Genomic DNA, 17,276 nt, shown 5'->3' on the forward strand with positions numbered 1-17,276 from the left:
AAAAAACCATGACTTCATGTCTACTTGTCAAAAACATGACTTCATGTCTCTGTCAAAAACTGGCTTCATGTCTTCTTGTCAAAAAACATGGCTTCATGTCTTCTTGTCAAAAAAACATGTCTTCATGTCTTCTTGTCAAAAAACATGGCTTCATGTCTTCTTGTCAAAAAAAACATGGCTTCATGTCCACCATGCAAATATCGTACAAACGGTAAAAAACTGTTACAAAATAAAAATCAATTCTAGAGAATCAAAAAGCCGTTTTTATGGTGTTCTGCTGAGCAAACAGCACCAATGCTTAACGATAGTGCCACTTTTACATCCCAATAGTGCCACTATTAGAGTGTAAAAGTGGCGCTATTGCATGATAATAGTGGCACTATTAGGGTGTAAAAGTGGCGCTATTGCAGCAAAAAAAGGCTCTTTTGCGAGTCTGATTTCATTGTATTTCGTTAGAAAACCGTATAACATACTGTGTATAAGCCTGTTATCTAAAAACGCTCAAAACTCAAGAATTTCGCACCAAAGATTTCTTCGTGCGTTCAACTCATAGTATTGAGCGTTAGAAATACAAATATTGTCATGCAAACTAACCGTCAAACAGGAATTTATCGGTGAGATTTGGTTAGGCAGGGCTTTGACAAAAACCTTTATCCACATACCTTTTGTTGTCACACCCTACGGGTTCATGATATCGTTTGGCGAATGGGCTTTACGAGAGCGTTGCTCTCGACACCCATCCTCCAAACGATATCATGAGTGATGCTGGAGCATCACTGTGCCAACAAAAGGAAAAACATAAAAAACACAAGGTTACACAGTAGAAATTGTGTCTAAACTAAAGAATTACACATCATATAGTATTATAATGTTGTTTTATATAACCTTGTGTTTTTCTTTGTTTTTTCCGATTATGGGCGCGTGCTGTGCACAAATAAAAGGCTTTACGTTAGGTTGTCGAGAACTGGTTCTCGTAAGACCTAATGTAAAGTCTTTTATTTAAATCCGATAGGATTTGCGCCCATAAGCGGATTGTGGATAAAGGTTTTTGTCAAAGCCCTGCCTAATATTATTCCTAACACTCTGTAGTCCGTGGCTGCGTGGCTACGGCGGGACGCATAGCCTCCTACGATTACCTGGGATAGGCATCCTCTCATCCTCTCTTGGTTCCGCAAAGCGGGACACATTTTTGTTATTTCTTGAAAATAATTTGTAAAATCATTGTGAAAATTATACAAATTCCATAACTTTGTATTCCAAAACATTTGCAAACACAACTATGGATACGACTACACTTATTGCATACGTTGTTAACTGCTCCGTATGCTTCACTATAAGCCTAATGTTTCTTCTCACTCCCGCACAGAAGACATCGGAAGGAAAGATCGAATCATTCAGTATGGCACGCATGTGCCTCGCTGGCTCCTCATTACTTGAGGGCATCGTCAGCTTCTTCACCATAATCCGTCTCCTTAACGGATATGACTATCTCCAGCTCAATTACTTCACGAGTCCACTTTTCCTCTTCTTCGCCATCTGCTTTGACATTACCGCATGCATCTATCTGCTCCACGGTAAGCGCCTCTCCGTACGCACCATCATAGCGTTCATAATGCCTGTGGTATGTATATGGCTGACGCATATTCTGGTGTTTATACCCCTCCACGGACTCACCCTCTCGCCAAGCGTATATAATGTCTTCCTCGAGACCCCGCCAGCCATCTTCACCTGCTACATGCTCTACATCACCCTCGTCATCGAGGGACTCGGCATACTGTGGTTCGTATCGAAGCAGATAACCGTCTTCCGTCAGCACATCGACAATTATTACATCGGAGAGAACAAGAGTCGCAGCCGCTGGCTCATCGCCGTCGCCATCTCCCTCATCCTATATTACGTCGTCAGCATCATCGACATCGCCCTCTTCAATCGCTTTCTCGACAACATATTCATGTGGGTAAGGTCGTTAGTGGTGTTGGTCAACAGCATAGCGTTCATAAAGTGTCGCACCGTCTATTGGGACATCAAGCCCGCCTTCGCCGATATGGAGGTGGACCACGGCTACATCTTCGAGCCGACACCGAAGCCACGTCCCGTCCACAACAACTCCAACGTCACCGTCTCCCCAGATCCCGCCGACCTCGCCATCCGTCAACCAGAGACGCTCGAGACGAAGCCCGCGGAGGAGGATCGCCATCGTGACAGCAACTACAGCACCATCGACGCCATCGTGACGGAGTGGATAGGTCGTGCCGACAAGCCTTACCTCAAGGATAGCATCACCATCATGCAGGTGGCTGACCAGATGGGACTGAACACCCGCCTCCTCTCCAACTATATTAATAATGTAAAGGGCAAAAACTTCAACGCATGGATTAACTTCCTGAAGGTGGAGGAGACGAAGCGTGTCCTCCTCGAGGATCGCTCCCGTCCCTTAGGCGAAATAGCATACGAAATGGGTTTCACCGACTCCGCCTCCCTCTCCAAAATCTTCAAGTCAATAGAAGGTATCCCTCCGTCAGTATACAGGCAGCGCCATTAAGGAGCCACGCAGCAGTCACAGTGATGTTCTCCCACGGATGCCACAGATTATCACGGATGTTGCTTGAGAAAATGTTCTCCCACGGATGCCACAGATTGTCACGGATGTTGCTTGAGAAAATGTTCTCCCACGGATGCCACAGATTGTCACAGATTTTTTCTTTTGATTAATCTGATGTCTGACCTCAAGCAGCCAGCACAAACATAGGAGGCTATGGCGTCTCGCCGTAGCCCCGCAGCCCAGTATAGCAGATCCGCACCCATATCCGTGTAAATCCGCGTAATCTGTGGGAGACTCAAACGCACCCTACGATTAAGCGAACACGGATTATCAGATGCAGCTTGAGAAAATGTTCTCCCACGGATGCCACAGATTGTCACGGATGTTGCTTGAGATAATGTTCTCCCACAGATGCCACAGATTGTCACAGATTTTTTCTTTTGATTAATCTGATCTCTGACCTCAAGCAGCCAGCACAAACTTAGGAGGCTATGGCGTCCCGCCGTAGCCCCGCAGCCTTGTAGTGTTAGCAGTGTTAGGCAGTGCTTTGACAAAAACCATTATCCACAATCCTTTTCTTGGCACACCCTACGGGTTCATGATATCGTTTGGCGAATGGGCTTTACGAGAGCGTTGCTCTCGACACCCATCCTCCAAACGATATCATGAGTGATGCCGAAGCATCACTGTGCCAACAAAAGGAAAAACATAAAAAACACAAGGTAGCGGACGACATCGTCCGAATTAGGAATTTTGTGTTTTTTTGGTTTTTTCCGCTTGTGGGCGCGTGCTGTGCACAAATAAAAGGCTTTGCGTTAGGTTGTCGAGAACCGGTTCTCGTAAGACCTAATGTAAAGCCTTTTATTTAAATCCGATAGGATTTGCGCCCATAAGCGGACTGTGGAGTAAGGTTTTTGTCAAAGCCCTGCCTACCACAGCCTAACGCTCAATCAGCTTGCTTGTCCAAGGCTGCGTGGCTACGGCGGGACGCCATAGCCTCCTAAGTTACCCCATTCTACTGTATCCTCTAACATAATCAACGACCAGCTTGCAGCACAAACTTAGGAGGCTATGGCGTCTCGCCGTAGCCCCGCAGCCCGGTACAGCAGATTATCGTTAGCGCCGTGTCCCGAGGGGACACGTTACCCATCCGACACCCACTGCAAGCTGCGCCGCTCCGTAGCTGTGGGATAAGCCAAACTCCCTTGTGTCCGATTCCTTATTACTGCACGAATCGGACAGTAAATATTGTCCAATACTCTTGTGAATATCTAACTTGGGACGGATTTGTGAGATTTTTACCCTGCCTAAATTTACAAAAACTTGAGAAAAACATGTAAAATGTTGCAGAAAAACGTTCAAACGGTAAAAAAAACATAGAAAATTACGATTTGTTTAATTTTTATACTATATTCACAAATGATTTCCGAAAATTTGATGTACCTTTGCAATGTCCAAAATAAAGAAGGACAATGACGCTAAACACAAAGTCGTAACGACAACACAACGACGACGCTAAACTAAGACGCTTAAACGACGCAAAACTAAAAAACCAAACTATCTATAACGTATATAATAAGGTTTAGAAGACGACTTAACACAACAGTACAGCCCCACAACCCCACTTATTACATTATTAGATAAGATACGTATTATCACGGAACATTAAACAACGAACTAAATAGAATAATAATATGGCTAAAAACGTAACATACAGATTGAGACTGCTCATCGTAGCTATGCTCGTGGCTGTATCGGCTAACGCCCAGCAACTGGGACTCAAGACCAACTTACTCTACTGGGCTACCACAACCCCGAACGTCGGTCTCGAACTTCAGACCGGCAGAAAGCACTCCGTTCAGGCCTTCTATGGCATCAACCCCTGGAAATTCAATGACAACAAGAGCATACGCCACTGGATGGTACAACCCGAATACCGCTACTGGTTCTGCCAGACGTTCAACGGATGGTTCCTCGGAGTACACGCTATGGGAGGACAGTTCAACGCTGGTGGCATCGAACTGCCGTTCGGAATGTTCAAGGAGTTTAAGGACCATAGATATGAAGGATGGTTCGTAGGAGGCGGTCTGACAGCAGGCTACCAATGGCCGCTCTCAAAGCACTGGAACCTCGAGACTTCTCTCGGAGTGGGTTACGACTACATCCACTATAAGAAATTCGAATGTAAGACGTGCGGTAACAAGAAGGGTGAGGGACATCACAATTATGTAGGACCCACCAAGGCAGCAGTGGAGCTGATCTACGTATTCTAAATATAAAAGAAGTCAGCCCACTATTCACCACACATTTTCACTAACAATAAGATCCACCATTATGAAATACTACATTATACTATCAGCAGCCCTCGCCATCAGCGCCGTCAATGCGTCGGCACAGACGAAGAGGTCGACCAAGATTCTTGACCGTCAAGTGGCGGTGGAGAACATCAAGGCGACAAGAGCTGACGACCAGTTCTTCGTAGGAATGGACCTCCGCCTTGACTCGCTACGTATGCCTGCCAACAGACGCATCGTCCTTACGCCGGTTATCGAGTCGGGAGAGAACAGCGTGGCTCTGCAGCCCATCGTCATCAACGGCAAGAGACAGAAGGTTATTTACGACAGAAGGGACGCCAAGCAATATCCCGGTGCTTATGACGTGACAAGGAAGAACGGTAAGGAGCAGACGTTCGCTTACCAGACTCAGACCGAGTTTGCCGACTGGATGCGCTCAGCAGACGTCGTAATAAAGGAAGACCTCTGCGGATGCGGCAAGATTGACGACCAGGAGCAGGAGACCGTAAAGAAGATGAGACAGCCCAAGGTGGCGTTCATACAGCCCGTCGCTGTGGAGCAGAAGACATACGAGATGTCAGGAAGAGCGTTTATCGACTTCCCCGTTGACCGCACAGAGCTGCATCCCAACTACCGCAACAACCCGCGTGAGCTGGCGAAGATTGTTGACACCATCAACGTGATAAAGAAGGACGCCAATATGACAATCACCAAGATTGAGATTCATGGCTATGCCTCACCGGAGGCTCCTTACGCCCACAACGAATACCTCGCCACTAACCGTGCCGCTACGCTGAAGAACTACGTGCGCCAGCTCGTCCATCTGGACGACCGCCTCTTCACCGTAAACGCTACGCCGGAGGACTGGGAAGGTCTCTGCAAGTATGTCAAGGAGAGCAACCTCGACAACCGAAGCGCTATCCTCAAGATTGCGGAGGACAACTCTATAGAACCCGACCGCCGCGAATGGCTCATCAAGTCGCAGTATCCTGAGGAGTATCGCACAATGCTCGCCTCATGGTATCCGGCTCTCCGCCATTCTGACTACGTCATCACCTGCAACGTGCGCCCGTTCTCAGTGGAGGAGGCTAAGGAGCTTATCAAAACCAAGCCGCAGCTGCTCTCGCAGAACGAGATGTATATGGTGGCTCAGACTTACGAGCCGGGATCGAAGGAGTTTAACGAGGTGTTCGCCATCGCAGCGCTCATGTATCCCAACGACGAGACTGCCAATCTGAACGCTGCATGCGCTGACATCAATGAGGACAGATTCGCTGAGGCGCTCCGCAAGCTGGACAAGGCTGGCGACTCGGCTGAGGCTTACAACGCAAGGGGCATCTGCTACTGGCACATCGGCAACGACGAGAAAGCCATCGAGTGCTTCAGGATTGCTTCCGAAAAGGGATGCGAGATTGCCAAGCAGAACTATGACGACCTACAATAAAAAGACATAAACAACCATACACCCTTACAACACAAAGACTAAACTCGGCTTCACAAACACAAAGACAAGCCAAACACAGAAACTCTTTAAAAAAGAAATATTTTTACTAAACACAAAAATTATTAATCACTTAAACTTCACAAGTATGAACAAGTTTAAATTATTCCCATTGGCACTTGCTGCCTTTGCATTCAGCGCTTGTACATCAGAAGACGCTGTAGAGAACAATCCTAACGTGGAAGGCGTTAAGAGTTATGTAGCTGTAAACATCAACAACGTTGGTGCTGGCACCCGTGCAACTGATGGTGGCTATGCTGACGGTGTTGGTACCGAGAACCAGATCAATGCCGTACGCTTCTACTTCTTCACAGCCAATGGCGATGCCTACAAGATGAAGAATGGACAGAGCTACGTTGAGAAGGATAATGTTGGTGGTACAACAAAGGATAATCCTAATGTAGAGAAGATTACAGACGCTATGCTCGTGATTGAGGGCGCAACAACAACTGCTCCTCACTCAATGATTGCTGTCGTTAACCCTGGCACTCTTAATGCTGGCGTTCTTAAGGCTACGATGACTAAGGAAGAAGTTGTAGCAGCAGTGGCTACGCAGAACTTCATTAATAACGGTGCTGACGCAAAGGACTTCGTAATGTCTAATTCGGTATACGCTGAAGGAAATCAGCCAGTTTGGGTATCCGACATTACAGGCCACGTAGCAACCGAGTCAACAGCTGCAATGCAGAATCCGGTTGACATCTACGTAGAGCGCGTAGCTGCCAAGCTTACTTCTACAGCAACTGGTGCTCAGGAAGGCAAGTACGAGGTAGGCGCAACAACCAATGGTACGCCGGTATATGCTGTTATTAAGGGTTGGGGTATCGCTAAGGAGACAACTGACGCTAACCTCATTAAGAAAATTGACGCAACATGGAGCGACGCTGACTTAGGCTTCCAGTGGAATCATCCTGCATACTTCCGTAGCTACTGGGAGGATTCAAGAACAGGTTTGGGAGAGGACAAGACTTACAATGACTACAAGTCAAAGATTGACCAGGTTTACTACACCAATCCTAACACTAATGCACCTGAATACGTAGCTACTGTACAGCTGCAGTATGCTGACGGTACACCTGCAGAGATATGTAGCTATAAGGGCGTTGAGTATCTTTCAGAAGAGGCTGTTAAGAAGGCTATCTTGCTCGAGAACAAGGCTTACAAGACGCGTGTAGTAGGAACAGGCGGTTTCACAGAATCAGACCTTACTGTTAACGACATCCATTTCGTAGTAGTAGGCTATCAGGTTAAGGCACAGCTCAAAGATGGTGTTACAGTATACAAGGATGGTATAGAGGCAACAGCCGAGGCAAACAACAAAATTGGTGAAACACTTGCTGAAATCCGCAAGGATGGTATGGCTTACTACCACACTGGCGTAGAGCACCTTGGAACTGCTAAGGGTATTGTACGTAACCACTTCTATCAGATTGACGTTAATACAATTAAGGGCTTCGGTACTCCGGTATACGATCCTGATAGCAAGTTCATTCCTGAAGATCCTAAGGACGTTAAGACTTACATCGCTGCTACAATCAAGGTTCTCTCTTGGAGAGTTGTTAAGCAGACTGTAGATCTCGGTAAGTAATCTTACATCTCACAACGACATCACTGACACATAATATTGTGACACCTGTTCCGGCTTATGCCGGACACTCTAAATAGAAATATGAGGGGGAGGCTGTCGGCTCACCCGATAAGCTCTCCCTCATATTTTTTGCTCAGACAAAAGACGCTCCGCACAATGAGGGCGTACTGCTGATTATTGTTCCCTATAGGGGAGGTATCGAGCCGACAGATACAAAAGAGAGGTCGGCATGGCGAGACACCGGACAAGGTGATAAGCCCACTAAAAGAAGACTTAATAAGACGACTACATATACATTATATATATAAGAGACCATCTCACAATATCACGAACAGAAAACAAAAGCTAAGCAATATGAAACACAACAAGCGCCAAATAATAAGCGACCTCAAGGCCATCGCAGCTGTGATGGCAATGATGTTCACCGTTACCTCGTGCGGAATGATGGAGGACGACCAGTCGGACTGTCCACAGGCGCTGCGCGTTAACTTCAAGTACGACATGAACATGAAGTTCGCGGACGCTTTTCCTAACGAGGTGAAGACCGTTACGCTCTACGCTTTCGACGAAAACGGACGTCTGGCCCTCGAAAAGCAGGACCGCGTGGAGGACATTAAGAAGCGTGGCGGATATATGAACGTGGACGAGCTGAAGCCCGGCGACTACACGCTCAAGGTTTGGGCGGAAGGCGAGGAGAGATACACAGGATCGTATGTCTTCGGAAAACCCGAGACGGCAACTCGTGCTGACGACATCAGCGTCCTCACAAGCCGCATCAACAGAACCAGCCGCACCTTGGACCACGACATAAACGGCCTTTATCACGGACTCGTGAAGAAGGCTGACCTCAATCTGGAGGGATTCGGCGTGAAGACTGCCACTGTGGACTTGATGAAGAACACCAACGTCATACGCGTGGTGCTCCAGAACACATCGGGCAAGCAGATTAAAGCCGACGACTTCGACTTCTACATCGATGACGACAACAGTTATCTCGGATTCGACAACGCCGCGCTCACACGTGCCTCGATGGCAGACAATGAGGAGCTGCCGGAAGACTCAATACGCTACGTGCCATGGTCGAAGTATGACGGCATCGTCGGACAGAACCGCACCGTAACACGCGCTGAAGGAACCACACAGGCTTCGGCAGTGGTGGCAGAGATGACCGTCAACCGACTCTTTACTGGCAAGAACCCCCAGCTCTGCGTTCTGAAGCATGAGACGGGAGAGAAGATTTTCCAGATTCCGCTTATCGACTACGTGCTCCTCGTAAAGGGCAAATACAACAGGGCGATGTCAAATCAGGAATATCTTGACCGCCAGGACGAATACAGCTTTATCTTCTTCCTGGATGCCAACAACAACTGGCTGTCATCACACATATTCATCAACTCCTGGAGAGTGGTGCTGAACGAGAAAGACCTCTAAGCACCACATCCCTGAAAGGGAGAGAGACTTAATAACACAAAAAACTAAACACCAAAAGAAACTGACTATGCTTAGAATAAACCGCAATACCTCCGCGCTGACAGTTTCGCTCCTGTTGGGTCTGCTGTCCACAACGTCGTGCGGCTTCGATGACGGCTACGACAAGGAGGACACGGGCGACGATAATGTGAAGGTGGCATTCAGGATGGCCTTCGTCAACGACAACACAAGAGCTGTAAACGACGGCTGGGAGGACTACAATCCGACTGACCCGGGCGATTCCTACGAAAACGCCATCAACGCTGACCAGCTGCAGATTAAGGTCTGCGACAAGGACGGAAACATCATTGGCGACGTGCAGGACGTGAGAGTGATAGACGATCAGATCACCGGAACATGGGAAAAGGCAGGAGACCTGCTCAAGCAGGCCAATAAGATTATGGTGTTCGCCAACTGCGGAACCGACAACGTCACGCAGGACAACATCTCGTCGCTTGCCTTCCGCGTGGACCAAACCAAGCAGTATATCCCGATGTGGGGCGTCACCACGCTGACCAAAGACCTCGTTGTCGGAAAGCAGAACAATCTCGGCACCATCGACTTGCTCCGCTCTCTCGCTAAGGTGAAGGTGAAGATGGCTGACGGCATGAAAGCCAGAGGCTATGCCTTGGGCAACATAACCTTCAACAACTACAACACCGAGGGCTATACGCTGCCGCAGACCTACAACACGTCGAAGAACACAAAGGAGATTCTGTTCAGCGGATCGCTCAACGCAAAGCCTTCGTGGAGCCAGTCTGTTACGATGACCAACACCGACGAAGAGAGCATCATGCTCTACATTCCAGAATATGACAACAAGGCAGCCGCTGCTGACAAGAAGGCAAGCATAACCTTAAACCTCAAGTGCGACGGCACGGACGACGGAACTTACACATTGCAGTTCTGTAACTACGTGGACGGTGTGGCAGATCCTTCCACACTCTACAACATACAGCGCAACCACTACTACGAATACACGGTGAACAAGGACGACAGACTGAACGTCACACTGAAGGTGCTGAAGTGGAACAAGCGCACACACTCTGAGATTATAATGTAACAACATAGAGTATTTACACAAAAACTAAAATAGCGATGACTCACGCCAAGAACATTTTCACATACATGCTTGCGCTTTTCTCAACGCTCGCCATCGTAGGATGTAGCTTTGAGGAAGACCACGCCGATTGCCAAGGGAATGGTGAGGGCGAGAAGATGCAGGTGGAGCTAAGGCTCACCGCTTCGGCTAACTCGCTGACACGTTCCTACAGCACCTCCGACGGCGTAACGAGAGCGTCATGGGTGGACACAAACGCTGCCCGAGAAGGAGAGATGATGCACAATTGCTTTGTTGTCATCGTCCAGAACGGCAAGATACAGAGCATAGTACAGCGCGACTTTACGGAGGAAGTAGAGCAGACCAGTCTTAAGGCGAAAGCCGAATTGGGCAACGCCACGTTCTATTCGTTTGCCAATATCACGCCCGCAGAACTCGGAATAACAATGACGACAACGCCCACCGAGATAGAAAGCAAATACTATAAGGTGGAGGGCAATACAGCCCAACTCAGCGCCAAAGGCATTCCGATGAGCAACAAGCAGACCGTCAACATCACCAGCAAGAAACAGCAGGTGGACCTTGAGGTTATCCGTATGATGGCAAAGGTGGAGCTTAACTTCACCAACGACACGGGCTATGATCTGAGCATCAAGAGCGTCAAGCTGACCGACATCACCGACAACGCTGCTGACAACGTAAGCCTGCTGCCTATGAAGGACGCCTCGGGCAATGTGGTGCCGAACATCAACGCCGCTGCCACATACAAGGATTACACAGTAAGCATCGGCGGCACGTCAGGCACTCAGGTAAAGAACGGCGGCACGCTCCAGACCACGTTCTACGTGAACGAGAGCGTCGCCCGCAATCCTAAGTACTTCGTTCTCAGCATCAACACCGACAAGGGAACAGTGACGAACCGCATCGCCATGACAGAATGGAGCAAGATAGCGCGAAACGACTACTTGGTTATCCCCGTCAAGCTGGTTGACTATCGCATCGAGCTGGAGCCGCAGGTATTCACAGCCATCGGCGTTATCCCCGAACTCAACTATGATGGCGACCGCATCACAGCCACATTCAAGTCGTACGGCGAGTTCCATCTGAAGCTGCACGTCATTAAGCGCAGCGACAACACGGAGCTGAACAACTGGACCTTCAAGGGCATCACAACGCTTGAGGCTGATCCGGCAGGAGGAGAAGGCACATCCATCTACGACGAAGCGCCTTACTTCGATAATCGCACCAAGACCTTCGAAGGATATATCAGCCCGCGTAAGGGATACGCCATCCACGAAATCAACGTCGAGATAAACGGCGTAACAATCCCATATCGCTTGCAGATAAACAAGGAATAACATTTAATAATAGGTGGGTATGGCATTCCTGCCATACCCACTTTTAGATTTAACAAGTACGAACATAATACCTTTTGAGATATGAAAAGTCGCAAAAACAACATAAACAGACCCGCACCGTCAAGAAGACTGCTACTGCAGCTCCTTGCGATGATGGCACTTACCGCAGCGCCAAGCAGTGTGTATGCGCAGAGCTTAGGCTTCCACAAGGAGGGCCAAAGTGGATTGCCGCTTGACAGCCGCGGCATGCAGCAGACTGCAGAATGGCATTACTATTATTATCTGCCGACAAATAGCAACACAATGGAGCTTGAGTTGCCTTTTGCAGGATGGGGGGATAGCAAAACCAATGACCTTGAGCCTTACGGATGGATTCGTTGGTATGACTATACTACAGACCTAAAGTCGGATAGACTGACAGTATATAATTCAAGTTCTACAAGTTTGTATAATTCGAAGGACAACACCAGCAAAAAGGATATAGGACTTATTGCCGGTAGTCTCGGAAATTCTGCAAGAGATTATGCAGGAGTCAAATACAATAAACCGACGGGAGCAGATGCAGAAGATTGGGCTGGAGAAACTATCGCTTGTGACGTAAGCCGATACAATAATTATAGTCTTACTAAACGAGGGTATTATCCTAAATATACAAATTATGTTGAATATGAGCCAACCCTCTCCATCCGATACATCTTCCACATCAAGTCTGCAGCATATCTGGCAAAGCAAATCAAGGATGCTTTATGTAATCCCAGCAGGGCTGCTGACCTGACTCTTGAGGACAACAAGCGTATCGTGTTCGGTGCAAAGGACGCAAACGCAAAGATGACGCTGCGTACAAATATGAAGAATTCTGGTGGACAAAGCTATTGGTTCTATCCTTTGAAAAATACTGTTGGTAAGTCGGTTTATCCTACTACAGAGAGTCAGAAGATAACGGCAGCAGACTTCAATACCACTATGAAGCAGGCTGACAATATAGTGTGGACGTTCTACAATGAGGATAAGACAAAGTTTTGCCAACTTCCACCCAGTACTCCCAGTAATCCCAGAACTTCCATTTCTCCGCAGTTCTGTGACTTGACCATTAGTGCTCTCAACAACGCGACTTGGTATAATGTCTCTAATGACGCTACAACTACAAAACCTACAGATATAGGCTTTGAACATACTGTTTATGTAGTGGCATGGGCAGTAAACGGCACGACCGATATGTGTCCCGTTGCTAACTTTGAGGTGTTTATACATAAGGGTTATCCGAAGATGAAGGACGAGCTGACTGCTGACGGCGACGTAGACCGTACGATCTCATATTTTGAGGATAAGTATGAGCAGCAGATGGACATCTCGTTCGATGACGACAATCCTGATCTGACATTGGATGCGCCGACAACGCCATTGGACAACATGAGTCGTAAGCCGTCCGACTTCAAATCACGTGCATACGGATTCACCTATGCGGATCTTTCAAGTTCTGATTATTATAAAGGTGGCACACACAACGGTAAGTCACCTATCCACGGTGATTATGGTCTCTATAAATCGGGTAACCTACCAGGCATTTCGTATACTGATCAAAACGGATACAAATGGTGGGCAGAAGGTTCTCCTACTATCTATGATCGTACCCACGCAAAAACCAGCGGCAAGCAGTACGGACACTTCCTGTATGTGGACGCTTCGAACGAGAGCCGTCAGATTGCATCTGCCGACTTTAAGGCTAACCTCTGTACAGGTTCACAGCTGATTTTTAGTGGAGCCGTTGCCGAGTATACCGCAGCAATGAACTCAACTGCACCGCAGGTGATGTTCCGTCTCTATGGTATAGATAAGGACGAAAACGGCAACGAAATCGGCAAGAAGCTTATCCAGTCGTTCTCGTCAGGCGACTTTAAGACTAATACAAAGACACACGAATACGGTAAGTGGTATCAGATTTACAGTAAGCAGGTGCTTCAGAAGTCTGCTGCTGCCGACAACTACACCGACTTCCGCATTGTGCTTGACAATATGTGTCAGGATACATGGGGTGCCGACTACTGTGTTGACGACCTTTGCCTCTACACTCAGACATCCAAGCTGGACGTGCTGCAGAACAAGCCGCTCTGTCCTAATGAGACAGGTTATGAGACAGCTCCCGATGATATTACACTGAAGCTCCGCGGCATCTACGAGACCTTCCAGGCGATGGTGAACCAGAAGGAGTCGAAACTCTTCTATCGTATCTGCGACGCTACCGGAAAACCGGTGGACAACATCGACTATGACGGCAACGGACAGCCCGACGATTACGGCATAGCACGCATTCCAGAGTCTTACAATGCGGGATATGTTCTTCCTTCGGCAGCAGCCGGTGGCAAGACTAACGTTCCGATGTTCGAGAACGACAACAGCGGCAACCGATGCTTGGTAATCGCCAACCGCAACTTCAACATTGTACCGGGCAAGGACTATTACTTCTCCATCGCCTATCCGAGCGAGGACAATTCTAACGTACCGGGTAAATGGGGCATAAGCACCGATGTCTGCTCTACGTATAGTGATATATTCCAGGTGGTGGAGCAGAACATCAAGCTGACCGACAAGAACAGTAACGTGCTCACAGCTCTGAGAGTGAACTGTAACACCCACACTCCGACAGTGGAGATGATAGCCAAGATAGAGACGGCTGACCCAGTGAACGGCGGTAAGGTGACCATCGAAAATGTCAAGTTCGACTGGTTCCTCTCAAAGCCTAACGCAGAGAACGAGCTTTACACTACACCAGGTCTGTTGGAGGCATTACACGCTTATCGTGCCAAGTATCCGGAATACAATGGATTGAGTACTGATTTCCGTAATGATAACCGTACGCGGTACGCTCTCTTGAAGCAGTACGTGGACAGCAAGCAGCTGATTCTGAACGCCAGCAACTCAATGGGCAACCGTCAGTTTGCTTCTGACGAGATGGGTCTTTATAAGATTGCTGTCATCCCAGTGCAAGCCAAAGCCACCATCAACGGTCAGGAATACGAAATCTGTGCTGCCCCGATGTTAGTGGATCTGCGCGTGGTGACCGATGGACCGAATATTAACTTTGGCTTCTCTGACGTCATCTATCCGAACGACGCACGAACAGTACGTGTCGGTCTGCCGCAGATAGAGGCGATAGCCGCAAATAACGGCGCTCTGAATCTGCCGATGACAGGCATCGAAGGAGCCACAAGCGTAAAGATGAGGGACTATGCTAAGGTATTTATCTCTAACACCAACGACCCAAGCTTCAATTCCACAAAGCAGGAGATCGGCGTGGTGACATCAAACACCATCTACAGAACCGATAATACTGTAGGCATCCGCTTCAACCCCAATGCCGCTACAATCCTGAAGGAAGGCTACTGGTATGAGATAAACTTCAGCTATAACAACGCAGACGGTTCTATGGCAAGCTGTCCGGGCGAGACATTCATCAAGATGTGCATCGTGCCTGAGTATGCCACATGGAACTCGTCGCCAAGAACTGCCAGCACAAACTGGAACGACGACAACAACTGGCTGCGCTCTACGAAGGCTGAGATCTTCAAGGACTCATACGCTGACTATAACACCACCACGGCATTCATGCCGATGAAGTTCACGAAGGTGACCGTGGCTAATCAGAATGACAAGGGCAAGGTTTATCCTAACCTTGACGAGATAAGCTACAGAAGCAACGGCATCGCTTCCTCAACGAAGATGAAGAGCTTTGCTTACGACTTCGTGGCGAAGTGGAGTGACACAGCAGACGGTTCTGACAACGGCAACGGCACTTTCTCTTGCGAGAAATGGGCAGGCAACTTCTGCGACCAGATCTACTTCAAGCCGGAGGCAGAGCTTCTCTACGCCAACTACCTGAACTACAACAAGGCTTATGTGGAGAAGGAGCTGACGCCTAATACGTGGAGCATAATGTCTTCACCGCTTCAGCAGACCTACGCCGGCGACCTCTACGTTCCGAAGAGTAACGGACAGGAGAAGTCGGAGGCATTCAAGCCGATGACATACGACGAGAATGTGAACGACCGCAGCGCTTATCCCGTTTATCAGCGCAGCTGGGACGGCGACGCTCAAGAGGTGATGAACAACGTCACCAATTACAGCGCCAACCACGATGGCACAGTGGACGTAACCACAGACAACGAACTGTCAATCAACTCTGGCTACTGGTCGCACGTATATAACAAGGTGGACGAGCAGTACACTAAGGGTCAGGCGTTCGCTGTAAAGGCTGGTGACAAGTACACCGCAGGTGCACAGGGCGCCAACGCTACAGCCGTAATCCGTCTGCCGAAGGCTGACACCCAGTTCAGCTATTACGACAGCGAGAGCAACAAGCCGGTGAATGTAACTGTCAACCGCGACGCTAATAGCTACCGAATGCTGCAGGGCGACGTTGCCGGCGACAAGACAATGGCAATGACTCAGTCGCTGAAGGAGAACCTGCACCGCGACAACCGCTACCATCTGGTGGGCAATCCTTACACCTCATCGTTGAGTATGTATCGCTTCCTCAAGGCTAACCCAGCCTTCGAGAACAGCATCTGGACTCTCGACAACGGCGTTATGAAGACCCACAGCGTACCAGTGGATCAAGACTACGACAAGAAGACTGACGTAATAGTGAATCCCACTCAGGCGTTCTTTGTAAAGGTGAAGGAGGGCGAGACCGCTCCTGCCAACGTAACATTCAATGCAACGATGCTCATCAACAAGGATGTTACTCCAGGCGAGAAGGCTCTCATCATCCGTCCGACCGTAACGCTGACCACCGTCAACGGCGAGAGAAGCAGCCAGTCTGAGCTTATCGTCAACGACGAGGCAAGCCGCGACTACGTGGAGGGCGAGGACGTGGAGATGCTCGGTGAGGGCAACATTGCCGAGATAGCCCAGGTCTACTCAGTAGCAGGATCGCAGGCTGTGGCGCTCAACGCTTCCGACGACATCAACTGGATGCCGGTGGGCGTAGTGGCACCAAAGAGCAAGGACATCGACGTGAACATCAGCCTAAACAGCAAGATGCTTATCAAGATGAACAACGAAGGCTCACAGCTCTTCCTCTTCGACGCTACAACAAAGACGTTCTCAGAGATTAAGGACGGCATAACGGTGAAGATGATGGCCAACGACCACGGTCGCTACTACATCACCAACCAGTCGTCACTAAACACAACGGATATCAACACCATCGACTGCTTCTCACCGACGGAGAACACCATCGTGGTGGCAACGCTGAAGGGCGACATGAAGCGAGTGGTGGTATACGACATCTCGGGTGCTCTGGTAACAAGCAACCACAGTGTAAACGGCGGTCGCTGCCAACTCAACGTACCGAAGGCTGGCATATATGTCGTGAAAGCCACGACAAAGGAGGACCGCACGGAGACATTCAAGATTGTGGTGAGATAACTATCGCACGCACAAGGACTAAACAATAAAGAAAAA

The 17,276-nt window shown here is 48.6% G+C and carries 8 protein-coding genes; all 8 read left to right on the top strand.

Annotated elements, in window-relative coordinates; genetic code table 11:
* The first annotated feature begins 1,279 nt into the window (after positions 1 to 1,279).
* The 8 genes from CHL74_RS08465 to CHL74_RS08505 all read left to right on the top strand — a co-directional run bounded on the left by CHL74_RS08465 (position 1,280) and on the right by CHL74_RS08505 (position 17,240).
* Entirely contained in the window at positions 1,280 to 2,542 is a 1,263-nt protein-coding gene (locus CHL74_RS08465; RefSeq protein ID WP_094880733.1) for a helix-turn-helix domain-containing protein, read from the top strand.
* 1,694 nt (positions 2,543 to 4,236) lie between these two features.
* Complete coding sequence (locus CHL74_RS08475; protein ID WP_094880735.1) at positions 4,237 to 4,815, top strand: DUF3575 domain-containing protein; 579 nt, start codon at positions 4,237 to 4,239, stop codon at positions 4,813 to 4,815.
* 61 nt (positions 4,816 to 4,876) lie between these two features.
* Positions 4,877 to 6,280: a DUF3868 domain-containing protein gene (locus CHL74_RS08480; RefSeq protein ID WP_094880736.1), complete on the top strand. Its 1,404-nt coding sequence runs from the start codon at positions 4,877 to 4,879 to the stop codon at positions 6,278 to 6,280.
* A 145-nt stretch (positions 6,281 to 6,425) separates the two neighbouring features.
* Positions 6,426 to 7,925, top strand: a complete 1,500-nt coding sequence (locus CHL74_RS08485) for an Mfa1 family fimbria major subunit (protein WP_094880737.1) — start codon at positions 6,426 to 6,428, stop codon at positions 7,923 to 7,925.
* Positions 7,926 to 8,279: 354 nt separating this feature from the next.
* Entirely contained in the window at positions 8,280 to 9,356 is a 1,077-nt protein-coding gene (locus CHL74_RS08490; RefSeq protein ID WP_094880738.1) for a FimB/Mfa2 family fimbrial subunit, read from the top strand.
* Positions 9,357 to 9,423: 67 nt separating this feature from the next.
* Positions 9,424 to 10,458 (top strand): hypothetical protein, encoded by a 1,035-nt coding sequence (locus tag CHL74_RS08495; protein ID WP_141241272.1) that lies wholly within the window; start codon positions 9,424 to 9,426, stop codon positions 10,456 to 10,458.
* A 35-nt stretch (positions 10,459 to 10,493) separates the two neighbouring features.
* Positions 10,494 to 11,813, top strand: coding sequence for a DUF4906 domain-containing protein (locus tag CHL74_RS08500; protein WP_094880740.1), 1,320 nt, complete (start codon positions 10,494 to 10,496; stop codon positions 11,811 to 11,813).
* 81 nt (positions 11,814 to 11,894) lie between these two features.
* Complete coding sequence (locus tag CHL74_RS08505; RefSeq protein WP_094880741.1) at positions 11,895 to 17,240, top strand: T9SS type A sorting domain-containing protein; 5,346 nt, start codon at positions 11,895 to 11,897, stop codon at positions 17,238 to 17,240.
* Positions 17,241 to 17,276: the final 36 nt, after the last annotated feature.

Origin of the sequence: Prevotella sp. 885, from assembly GCF_002265625.1 — a bacterium.
Taxonomy (GTDB): domain Bacteria; phylum Bacteroidota; class Bacteroidia; order Bacteroidales; family Bacteroidaceae; genus Prevotella.